Annotated in this window: 8 protein-coding genes; 4 read left to right on the top strand and 4 right to left on the bottom strand. The window is 65.6% G+C overall.

Going from position 1 to position 10,713, the window contains the following annotated elements; all coding sequences use genetic code 11:
• Nucleotides 1-209 precede the first annotated feature (209 nt).
• Entirely contained in the window at nucleotides 210-2,165 is a 1,956-nt protein-coding gene (locus B5V03_RS07880; protein WP_129268853.1) for a hypothetical protein, read from the bottom strand.
• A 101-nt stretch (nucleotides 2,166-2,266) separates the two neighbouring features.
• Nucleotides 2,267-3,349, bottom strand: coding sequence for a lysylphosphatidylglycerol synthase transmembrane domain-containing protein (locus B5V03_RS07875; RefSeq protein ID WP_129268851.1), 1,083 nt, complete (start codon nucleotides 3,347-3,349; stop codon nucleotides 2,267-2,269).
• A gap of 428 nt (nucleotides 3,350-3,777) precedes the next feature.
• Here B5V03_RS07875 and B5V03_RS07870 point away from each other — a divergent pair, with 428 nt between their 5' ends.
• Complete coding sequence (locus B5V03_RS07870; protein WP_129268849.1) at nucleotides 3,778-4,284, top strand: ferritin-like domain-containing protein; 507 nt, start codon at nucleotides 3,778-3,780, stop codon at nucleotides 4,282-4,284.
• A gap of 65 nt (nucleotides 4,285-4,349) precedes the next feature.
• Here the strand turns inward: B5V03_RS07870 and B5V03_RS07865 are convergent, their stop codons facing one another.
• A complete protein-coding gene (locus B5V03_RS07865) occupies nucleotides 4,350-5,366 on the bottom strand; it encodes an MFS transporter (RefSeq protein ID WP_129268847.1) in 1,017 nt (338 codons plus the stop codon).
• A 228-nt stretch (nucleotides 5,367-5,594) separates the two neighbouring features.
• On the opposite strand from B5V03_RS07865, the gene B5V03_RS07860 reads away from it, so the two are divergent.
• Both B5V03_RS07860 and B5V03_RS07855 read left to right on the top strand, forming a co-directional pair.
• Complete coding sequence (locus tag B5V03_RS07860; RefSeq protein ID WP_129268845.1) at nucleotides 5,595-7,034, top strand: MFS transporter; 1,440 nt, start codon at nucleotides 5,595-5,597, stop codon at nucleotides 7,032-7,034.
• Nucleotides 7,035-7,138: 104 nt separating this feature from the next.
• Complete coding sequence (locus B5V03_RS07855) at nucleotides 7,139-9,538, top strand: bifunctional diguanylate cyclase/phosphodiesterase (protein WP_129268843.1); 2,400 nt, start codon at nucleotides 7,139-7,141, stop codon at nucleotides 9,536-9,538.
• Nucleotides 9,539-9,542: 4 nt separating this feature from the next.
• Here B5V03_RS07855 and B5V03_RS07850 read toward each other — a convergent pair whose 3' ends face one another.
• Nucleotides 9,543-9,977, bottom strand: coding sequence for a hypothetical protein (locus tag B5V03_RS07850; RefSeq protein ID WP_129268841.1), 435 nt, complete (start codon nucleotides 9,975-9,977; stop codon nucleotides 9,543-9,545).
• Nucleotides 9,978-10,056: 79 nt separating this feature from the next.
• Between B5V03_RS07850 and B5V03_RS07845 the strand changes: the two genes are divergently transcribed.
• Entirely contained in the window at nucleotides 10,057-10,644 is a 588-nt protein-coding gene (locus B5V03_RS07845; RefSeq protein ID WP_129268855.1) for a hypothetical protein, read from the top strand.
• Nucleotides 10,645-10,713 lie beyond the last annotated feature (69 nt).

The following is a 10,713-nucleotide window of genomic DNA, read 5'->3' as shown; positions in this document are numbered from 1 at the left end:
CGTCGCTGATCCATTACCGACACCTCGTTCCAGGGCATGGACGGCCTCCCGAATCGACCAATCCAGCCCAGTTTGATGTGTCAGCTATGTCTCCGAACACCTGTCAGTGATCTGTCCGGTCTAAACATCAAGCCGGGCGATGACACTGAATGTGTGGAGAGCGCGAACCCAAGCTCGCAATGACGGTGTGGGAGAACTCGCTCTTGCTTCTACTGCTGCGCGCCCGGCAATAATTGCGGCGCGAGCAGCCCCCGCGTGACGCTTGGCGGCACGGCATCCAGACCGAGCACGGCGCTTGCGGCGGGTAGCGCCGCATCGGCCATCGCGGCGTGCCCCTCGGCGCTCGGATGCACGGCTCCGCCATACACCGCTGAGAGCACGCCCCAGGTCGCATCATGGATGTCGGTCGGCTGGCTCGCGGCCGGCAGGCCTTGCGGATAGGTCATCGCGGCAAAATAGCTGTCATTGGCGTCGCGGATCCAGCGCGCGCGGGGCAGGTAGGCGCGATATTCCGAGGCGCCGCGGCCGCACAGCATCGGCTGGCTCGCCGCGCTCACGATATCGGGATTGAAGCTCTTGCCGTTCTCGGCAAAACACGTGCGGTCGAATTCGGGATCGTTACCCGAACGCGCGCAAAAACCGTGATCGCCGAATGCGGCCTGATGCGAATCTACGAAGGTCATGCGATCGGCTTCGGGATCGCGGCACAGTGCGCCGCGGGTGCAGGTGGCGAGGCCCTTCAGCTGCGGCAGGAATTCAGTGTCGACGAAGGTCGAGACGCGGGCGAGGCGCTGCGGATCGGCGTTGAAGGACGGATGGATGTCGAAGCCGCCGCGGCCGCCACGGCAGGGCGCGCCGCCCTCGGCGAGCGCCGGATTGGCGTAGGAGACATAGACCACATGCGAGAGGTCGCCGCCGACCAGCGGCTTCAGCGCCTCGCGCAGCTTGACGAAATTCTGCGGCAGCTCGCGCGCCAGTGCGTCGCGGGAATCGTCCACGCTCGCCATCACGCCGGAGCGGCGGAACAGCGCGCGCTCGGTCGCGGTCTCGACGATGACGTCGGCGACGAGGCCGGAGAAATAGATGTCGTTGGCGCCGACCGAGAGCAGCACGAGGTCGAGCGTGCGATCCGGCTGGCGCTTCCTCGCCGCGGTAAGCGCCTCGCGCAGCTCGGCGACCTGCGCGTTCACGCTGGTGTTGCAGACGCCGGTCTTGCCGGGCGGGCATTCGCGGGCGCGCTGCGAGCCGAGCAACCCGTCGCCGATACTGGCGCCGGTGCAGGCGAGCGGCAGGAAGGTCACGGCGATGTGGGTGTAGCGCACCGCGAGCGCCAGCGCCGTGCGGGCCTGGTAGCTGTAGAGCGAGCGGTGGCAGGGCGAGTTGAACCAGAGCGCGCTGTAGTGCTGCCAGTTGGCGAGCGTATCCGGCGCCTCGCAGGCGCGGCCGCCCTTATAGCCGTTGCGGCTCGGCCGGTAGTACTGTGCACCGGCGGTGCCGAGATAGGAGCGGAAGCAGAAGCCTTCGTCCGACAGCGCCAGCGGCCGGTCCGGATTGCCTTCGCCGGAGGCGATGCTGTCCCCGAGACCGGCGACGAAGACGTCGCGGACCTGGATCTCGGTCTGGACACGCTGGGTTGGATCGGAGCCGGAGGAGACGTCGACGCTCGCGACCGTCTGCTTGCCGTAGCGGACGCGCAAATTGATCGGCTCGGCGCAGTCGAAGGTCGAGGTCTGCGGTCCGTCGCCGTCGTCGAACGACCAGGCGCAGGTGGCTCCGACCGGCACCGCGCCGGTCAGCCGCACCGTGACCGGGTGGTCGATGGGCGTGATGTAGTTCTCTTTGACGTTATCGCGGGTGCAGGGCTGGTTGACCCGTCCCTGGAGGTCGATGCAGAGCCGGTTGACCATGTTGCGGGCCCAGCCGCGGCCTTCGCTCTGGAGCTCCAGCGACTGCTCGGCGGCGAGGATGCTGCGATTACGCGCATTCTCGACATGAAGCTGGAAGTCACGCTCCTCCCGGAACAGCCGGAAACGATTGCGCACCTCCCAGGATATTTGCATCGCGCCGGCGTCCTGTGCGGCCGCGCGCGGAAGCGGTAAGGCGGTCAGAATCCCGATAAGCAGCAGAGCGCCTGCAAACAAGGTGCGAAGAGATGATTGGATCATGGCCCGCGTGTTCAACGGCAAAGTTGAGGCGGAAATAAGAGAGCATTGCTCTGCCGCCCGCAACCTTTGTCTGATGATCTTGCGGGCCGCCCTCCGGCGGCTCAGCGCTTGCTGGCCTGCCGCAGCGCCCGCTCGCGCTCCATCGCTGCCACCTGCTTGGGCAGGTTGGCCTGGGCGCAGGCCTCGGCCAGTCGCCGGCGCTCCTGCCAGGGCTTGACCACGTTCATCCAGAGCTCGCGCGCGCCCATGATGGAGATGGCGAGGCCAAACGGGATCACGAAATAGAGGATGCGGAAGACCAGCAGTGTCGCCAGAAGTTGCTCGCGGCCGTATTCGGGGAGCGCGACCAGCATGGCGACATCGAACACGCCGATCGAGCCGGGCGCGTGGCTGGCAAAGCCGATCAGCGTCGCCAGGATGAACACCACCGCCAGCGACATGAAGTCGATCGGCGGATTGGCCGGCATCAACAGGTACATCGCCGTGGCGCAGAAGCCGAGGTCGACCACACCGATCAGGATCTGCACCAGCGTCAGCGGCGCCGAGGGCAGCGCTACCTTCCAGCCCTTCTGGCCGAGCTCGCGGCGCTTCTCGCCCATGCAGAGCCAGACCAGATAGGCGCTGATCGAGGCGAGACCGCCGAGCCCGATCAGCCGGTTGATCGACGACGGCAGCTGATCCATCGACGAAGCGGCATCCGGATGGATGACCATGCCGATCGAGAGCACGAAGATGTTACCGAGCCAAAAGGTCAGGCCCGACAGGAAACATATCTTGGCGACGTCGATCGCGTTCAGCCCGTAATCCGAATAGATCCGGAAACGGATCGCGCCGCCGGTAAAGACCGTGGCGCCGATGTTGTGGCCGATCGAATAGGACGTGAAGCTCGAGAGTGCTGCGATGCGATATGGCACGTGTTTCTTGCCGATCGTTCGCAGTGCAAAAAAGTCGTAAAAGGTCAGTGTGCAGAACGCGAGGACGACGCAGATCGCCGCCAGCCCGATATTGGCGCGGGGAATCTCGGTCAACGCGGTCAGGATGACGCCGGTGTCGATGTGTTTGAGCGTGCGCACAAGCGTCGTGATCGCGAAGGCGATGATGAAGACGCTCGCGGCAACGCCGAGCCGTCGCCAGCCGATCCATCTCTTGAAGCCGCGTTTCAGCGCGGGCAGCAGTCCGTGCATTCATCCTCCCGGCGGGGGGCAAGACCGACCGGGCCAGACATTGGCCGGTCGGGTACGATCACTGCCCGAAACGGGCTTCGATCGCTAGGCATGATGTAGCTCATTTAAGGCAAAAACAGCAGCTTGTGCAGCCCTTGACAACGATAGGTTCTGCACCAGACCGGCTACTTCTGTCATACGTGGTTCACATCGGAGGCGCGTTAAGCATATGAGTCGCAAGTCCGACCCAAATCGCGCGTTCGTATGTCGGCATGGTTTCAGATCCGCCCGCCGCCGGCATTGTTCCAGCGCAAGCGGTGCGGGCTTTTTTGGAACGTCGATGCCGTGCGCTCGTTAGCGCCCCATCAGCAACCGAACATGGCGGAATAAGCGGCTTTTCGTGCAAGCCGGTGCCTCCGTGTTCCCGAAACCTCAAGAGGATCGGACCGATGGGACTGTTCACAAAAGACATCAAGACCATGAACGACCTGTTCGTGCACCAGCTTCAGGACATCTACTATGCCGAGCAGCAGCTCACCAAGGCGCTGCCGAAAATGGCAGATAAGGCGACCGATCCGCAGCTGAAGCAGGGCTTTTTGACGCACCTCGAAGAAACCAGGCAGCACGTCAAGCGCCTGGAGGAAGTCTTCAAGATGCACGGTGCGCAGGTGAAGGCGGTCGACTGCCCCGCCATCGACGGGATTATCGAGGAGGCCGACGAGACCGCCGGCGAAGTCGCCGACAAGGCGGTGCTGGACGCCGCGCTGATCAACGCGGCGCAGGCCGCCGAGCACTACGAGATCGTGCGCTACGGCAGCCTGATCGCGTGGGCCAAGCAGCTCGGCCGGAGCGACTGCGCAGCAGTGCTCGCCAAGACGCTCGAGGAAGAGAAGGCGACCGACAAGAAGCTGACCACGCTCGCCGAGAGCAAGGTGAATCTGCGGGCGGCGGGCTGAGCAAGACAAATTGCGAAGAGCGCCGCGCGGGTTGCCGCGCGGCGTTCGCTTTTTGAGCGCACCGTTCAGGTGGCCTCGTACTTTAGTCCGAACACCAGGGCGATGACGGCAAAGGCGGCGATCGTCACGGCGAAGACGAGGCTAGCAACGGTCGAGCTGGTCAGACTGGAGAGCACGCCAATGCCGATGACCGGCAGTGCGTTGCCAAGGAAGCAGCAGATGAAATAGGTTGAAATCACCTCGGCGCGGCGATCGTCTGGCGCGATCTGGTTCACCACTTGCAAGCTCCCGCGATAGCCGAGCCCTGCCGCCATGCCGCAGACCGCCGTCGCGGCGACCATGGCTGCCATCGACTGCGTGAGCTGCGCCGTGACGAGGAGCGCAAGGCTCGGCAGCATCAGACCGAGCGACCAAAGCATGGCCGTGCGGCTCGACAGCGTCCGGGTCAGCGCAATGATCAACGCCACGACCGCGGCCAGCTCAAGAAAAATCGCGCCGGCCACGGCGTGGCTGGTCTCGTGCAGGTCCAGGGCAAGCACGCTGGGCGCGAGCGCCGCGAAGAACGCGACGAGTGCCATGGCACCGAAGCCCGTGACCGCCGGCGCAACAAAACGGGAGCGGATTGACGCCGGCACGCCGGCGCGCGGCCGCACGGAAATACCTGCGATGCCTTGAGGCCGGGCCACGGTCTCGCGCGCGAAGGCAAGGAGTGCCGCGACCACGACCAGGGCGGCGAGATACGCAACGAACGGCGTTCGCAGCGGCTGGGCGACATATTCGGCGAGCATGCCCGCGACGAGCGCCCCGACGCCAAGGCCAGTGAAGTTTGCCATGGTCGCGATCACGGTCGCGCGAGACCGCTCCTTGTCGTCGATCAATTCCGCAAGCCAGGCCGCATAGATGAGAGTGAGTGTGATCTGCGAGAAACCGAACTGCTGCTTGTAGATGACATAGAGTGGCGTTGCGATCGTGCTGCCGGCGAACAACACGCCGATCATGCAGGCGACGGCGACGATGGTTGCCGTCTTGCCGAGGCCGGATCGCGTGCGGGACGGAATTGAGTAGTTGCCAGTTGTTGCCATGACTTGCGGTCCTGATGCAGGTGCGGGGGCCAACCCGAAGCAATCTCGTGCCGTTCCGCCAGGCATTGCACGTCAGACTTGCGCCAGACGCGACGGCACCGAGACCGCTCGGTTGTCGTCGCCATGCAATAGATCATTCTGGCGCGAGGATACTTCGATCGGGACCGAAGCGTAGGAGCGCAACGGATATCTTATGACGACGTTCACTCGGAAACATCGAGGTGAACCATGAGCGCCAAATCCACCGCCAGAGCTTTGAATTCGTCCTTCACGGCCGAACGTAACGCGTCTGCGCAATCTGGGCCGCGCGGCTCTCGATTTGCCAATGGCCTGACGCTTACCGCCATGAGCCTCGGCTATGGCGTGGTGCAGCTCGACGTCACCATCGTCAACACCGCACTCGATGCGATGGGCAAAACGCTCGGCGGCGGCGTTGCCGAGCTGCAATGGGTGGTCAGCGCCTACACCATCGCCTTTGCCGCCTTCATCCTGACCGCCGGCGCGCTCGGTGACCGCATCGGCGCCAAGCGCATCTTCATGGCGGGGTTTGCGATCTTCACCGCGGCCTCGCTGGCCTGTGCACTGTCTCCCAATGCCATCGTGCTGATCGCAGCGCGGTTGGTCCAGGGGCTGGCGGCGGCGATCCTGGTGCCGAATTCCCTCGCGCTGCTCAATCATGCCTATGCGGACGACCGCGCGCGCGGCCGCGCCGTCGCGGTCTGGGCTGCCGGCGCGAGCCTCGCGCTCACCGCCGGCCCCTTCGTCGGTGGCGGGTTGATCACGCTGGTCGGCTGGCGCGCGATCTTTCTCGTCAATCTGCCGATCGGGCTCACGGGCCTGTGGCTAAGCTGGCGCTATGCGACCGAGACCACGCGGGCACCCTCGCGCGAGATCGATCTCCCCGGCCAGCTTGCGGCGATCGGCGCGCTGGGCGCGCTCGCCGGCGCGATCATTGAGGGAGGCGCGCTCGGTTGGGAGCATCCGGCCGTGATCGGCGCATTCGTTGCAGCCGCCGTCCTGGCCATGCTGTTTGTCTGGCGGGAGAGCCGCGCGGCGCAGCCGATGCTGCCCTTGTCCCTGTTCAGTCACCGGCTGTTTACCCTGACCGCGATCGTCGGCCTGCTCGTGAACATCGCGATCTACGGCCTGATCTTCGTGCTCAGTCTCTACTTTCAGCGGATTAACGGGCTGTCGGCGTGGTGGACCGGTCTTGCCTTCGTGCCGATGATGGGGGCGGTGCTGCCGGTCAATCTGCTGGCGCCGCGCCTCGCCGAGCGCATCGGCCCGTGCCCGACCATCGTGGTCGGCGCCTGCGTGTCAGCGCTCGGCTGTCTCGGCCTGCTGTGGATCGCGGCTGACACGAGCTATTGGACCATCTGCGCGCAGATGATCGCGATCAGCGGCGGACTTGGGCTGCTGGTGCCGCCGCTGACCTCGACCCTGCTAGGCAGCGTCGAGAAGGCACGCTCGGGCCTCGCGGCGGGCGTCCTGAACGCGACGCGGCAGACCGGCAGCGTGCTCGGCGTCGCGCTGTTCGGCTCGCTGGTGGCCTCGGAGGGGGCATTCATGTCGGGCCTGCACGCGTCACTGGTCGTATCGGCCACCGTCCTGCTGCTCGCTGCCGCCGTGATCGGGATCGGCGCATCCTCGCGAGGGCGAACAATGTGAGCGAACGCACACATCTTGCGTTCACCATCCGGGTAACCAGCACATAGCCGGTTACCGACTATCCACCTCTGCGGTCTCTAGTGCAGGTTGGATAGGGGCTGGCAATGTATCAAGTTCTTTACTGTCTCACGGACCAGCATGATTGGCGCCTGGTCGCGCTCGGAGGCGCGGTGTGCCTGCTCGCGAGCGCGGCGGCCATCAGCCTGTTTCACCGCGCGCGTGCGACGAGCGGCGGAGCTCGCGTCTCGTGGATCGCACTTGATGCCGTCGTCGCCGGCTGCGGCATCTGGGCAACCCATTTCATCGCGATGCAGGCCTACGGGCCCGGTGCAGGCGGCGCTTACAACATTCCGGTGACGGTGCTGTCGCTGATCTTTGCGATCGCGGTCACCTTCATCGGGCTCGGGATCTCGGTGTCGGCGACGCGGACGATCCCGCTTGCGCTCGGTGGCGCCGTCGTTGGCGGCGGCGTTGCGGCCATGCATTACACCGGCATGATGGCGCTCGAAATCCCGGCGCGCATCGGCTGGGCGACCGGCACCGTGACGGTCTCGATCGTCCTCGGCATCGTCTTTGGCTCGCTTGCGCTGGTCGTCGCAAGGCGACGCGACAGCCTGGCCGGTGCACTCAGTGCGACGGTCCTGCTGACCGTTGCCATCGTCTCGCATCATTTCACCGCCATGGGCGCCGTGGAGCTGACGCCGGATCCGGCGATCGTCATCAGCGGCCTGTCGATCCCGCCGGCGTCCTTGTCCATTCTGACCGCCAGCGCCGCAGCCGCGATCATCGCGATCGCGCTCGCGGCGGCCGTGCTCGACCGCCGCGCCAAGGGCGAACTTGGACGTCAGCAAGTCGTGCTGGACAGCGCGCTCGAGAACATGTCGCAGGGCCTGTGCATGTTCAATGCGGACGGCAAGATCATGCTGTTCAACGAACGCTACGCGGCCATGCTTCGTCGCACCGACATCGCGCTCACCGGCCGCCTGCTGGTCGAGGTGCTCAGGGAAGAGCAGGCCAAGGGCCAGTGGCAGGGCGAGGCGGACGAATTCTTCGCGCGCCTCGTGGCCGATGCGCGGGAGGGCCGCACCACGACCGACGTCGTCAACCGGTTCGGCCGCTCCATCCGCGTCGTCAACCAGCCGATGCAGGGCGGCGGCTGGGTCGCGACCTTCGAGGACATCACCGAATGGCTGGAGGCACAGGCCAAGATCTCGCACATGGCGCGCCATGACGCGTTGACCAGTCTGCCCAACCGCGTGCTGTTCCACGAGCAGCTCGAGCAGGGATTGCGTCGTGCGGGTTCGGCCGACCAGCTCGCGGTGCTCTGCCTCGATCTCGATCACTTCAAGGACATCAACGACTCGCTCGGCCATCCCATCGGCGATGCGCTGCTCAAGGAAGTCGGCCGCAGGCTGAAGGCCACCGTCGGCGAGAGCGACACCGTGGCGCGGCTCGGCGGGGACGAGTTCGCCGTGGTCCAGATCGGACGATCGGAGGAAGCGGCTGCCAGATTCCTCGCCGGCCGGCTCGTCGAGGTGATCTCGGCACCTTACGAGATCGACGACCATCAGATCGTCATCGGTGTCTCGATCGGCATCTCGCTGTCGCCACAGGACGGCAGCAACCCGGACGAACTGCTGAAGAACGCCGACCTCGCGCTGTACCGCGCCAAGGCGGACGGCCGCGGCACCTATCGCTTCTTCGAGACCGGCATGGATGCGCGCGCGCAGGCGCGGCGCCTGCTGGAGATGGATCTGCGCGCGGCGCTGCAACGGAACGAATTCGAAGCCTACTATCAGCCGATCCGCGACGTCGCCAGCGACCGCGTTGTCGCCTTCGAGGCGCTGCTGCGCTGGAATCATCCGCAGCGCGGCCTGATCGCCCCCATCAACTTCATTCCGCTGGCCGAGGAGACCGGCCTCATCGTCCAGCTCGGCGAGTTCGTGCTGCGCAGCGCCTGCGCCGATGCGGCCACCTGGCCGGACGATGTCGACGTCGCCGTCAACCTGTCGCCGGTGCAGTTCAAGAGCCCGAACCTGATCGCATCCGTGACCGACGCGCTGGCCGCCACCGGACTCGACGCGAACCGTCTCGAACTGGAGATCACCGAATCCGTGCTGCTCCAGAACAGCGAGGCGACGCTGACCACCCTGCACGAGCTGCGTGCCATGGGCGTGCGGATCTCGCTCGACGATTTCGGCACCGGCTATTCGTCGCTGAGCTATCTGCGCAGCTTCCCGTTCGACAAGATCAAGATCGACCGGTCCTTCGTGTCGGAGCTGGCGACGCGCGAGGATTCCATGGCGATCATCCGCGCCGTGACGGGACTTGGTCGCAGCCTCGGCATCGTGACCACCGCGGAAGGCGTCGAGAACGACGCGCAACTCGAACTGCTCAGGCGCGAGGGCTGCACCCAGGCGCAGGGCTATCTGTTCAGCAAGCCGCGGCCCGCCTCGGATGTGGCGATGATGCTGCAACGTCCGCGGCTGCGCGCCTCGGCTTGAGGGGTTAGCCGCGGCGCAATGCGAAATGCGCGCCGCAGAATGCCATCACGGCGCCTAGGCACAGCGCGGCGAGCCCGGCGAGCACGCTGGAGATGGTCGGGACCGGGCTCGGCGCCGAGGCCACTTGGCCCGCACCTGCGAGCAGGAGCACGCCGACCGCGATCAGGAATTGCCGCATCCGTTGCGGAATCTGGCCGTTGACGGCGCTCTGCATCAACGATGCCGTGAAATAACCGCCCGAGAAGCCGACGGTCGCGATCAGCCACCAGGCGATTGCTGCGCCCGCGGGCATGAACTCATGCGTGTCGGAGCGCCAGAGGCCGCCGAGGTCGAGCCCGTAGCGCGCGCCCAGCATGTGCACCGCGAGTGCGAGCAGCACGCCGGCGATCACGGCGGCGCCGAGAATCAGGCGGCGCGGAAAAAAGGTCGTCTCAGCCATGCCTCGCTTGTAGGATGGGCGAGGGCGATCGCGCAAGCGGATCGCGGACGGGATTGCGCAGACGGGATTGATGGTGAAGATGCAGCTTTTCGAGGCGCGGCCCGCTTCAGCCACGAGCTATGCCTACAAGGCGTCGCTGATCGGTGCGGCGCATCGCTTTGAGCTGACGGACGAGGGGCTGTCCTGGCACATCGCCGGACGGTCCGGCTTGTGGCGCTATGACGAGATCTCGGCGATCCGATTATCGTTTCGCCCGGTCTCGATGCAGCAGCACCGCTTTCGCGCCGATGTCGGCCGCAGTGGCGGCGGCCGCATCGCGATCCTGTCGACGAGCTGGCAGACCGCGGCCCTGATGGCGCCGCAGGACAATGGTTTTCGCGCGTTCATCGTCGAATTGCACGCGCGGATGGCGAAGGCGGGCAGCCATGCGACGCTCACTGCCGGCCTCGGCCGCAAGACCTATGCGGCGGTGCTGGCCTTCCTGGCGGTGTTGACGGTGGCGATGACGGGCCTGCTGATCCGCGCGCTCATGATCGGCGAGTTGGCCGGCGCGCTCTTCATCCTCGGCTTTGCCGCGCTGTTTGCCTGGCAGGTCGGCGGCTTCGTGCGGCGCAACCAGCCGCAGAGCTACAGCTTTGACGACGTGCCCAAGGCTTTGCTGCCGTAAGAGGCTTTGCTGCCGTAGCTGCAATTGGCCGCAATCAAACGTGACTTCGCGCACCTGCGCCTGTGTCGC

The organism is Bradyrhizobium betae (assembly GCF_004123905.1).
Taxonomy (GTDB): Bacteria; Pseudomonadota; Alphaproteobacteria; order Rhizobiales; family Xanthobacteraceae; genus Bradyrhizobium; species Bradyrhizobium betae_A.
This window is presented reverse-complemented; position numbering and strand designations above follow the sequence as displayed.

Coding starts and splice junctions, on each gene's coding strand:
- B5V03_RS07855 (WP_129268843.1), top strand. CDS start 7,139: ATGTATCAAGTTCTTTACTGTCTCACGGACCAGCATGATTGGCGCCTG.
- B5V03_RS07870 (WP_129268849.1), top strand. CDS start 3,778: ATGGGACTGTTCACAAAAGACATCAAGACCATGAACGACCTGTTCGTG.
- B5V03_RS07865 (WP_129268847.1), bottom strand. CDS start 5,366: ATGGCAACAACTGGCAACTACTCAATTCCGTCCCGCACGCGATCCGGC.
- B5V03_RS07860 (WP_129268845.1), top strand. CDS start 5,595: ATGAGCGCCAAATCCACCGCCAGAGCTTTGAATTCGTCCTTCACGGCC.
- B5V03_RS07845 (WP_129268855.1), top strand. CDS start 10,057: ATGCAGCTTTTCGAGGCGCGGCCCGCTTCAGCCACGAGCTATGCCTAC.
- B5V03_RS07880 (WP_129268853.1), bottom strand. CDS start 2,165: ATGATCCAATCATCTCTTCGCACCTTGTTTGCAGGCGCTCTGCTGCTT.
- B5V03_RS07850 (WP_129268841.1), bottom strand. CDS start 9,977: ATGGCTGAGACGACCTTTTTTCCGCGCCGCCTGATTCTCGGCGCCGCC.
- B5V03_RS07875 (WP_129268851.1), bottom strand. CDS start 3,349: ATGCACGGACTGCTGCCCGCGCTGAAACGCGGCTTCAAGAGATGGATC.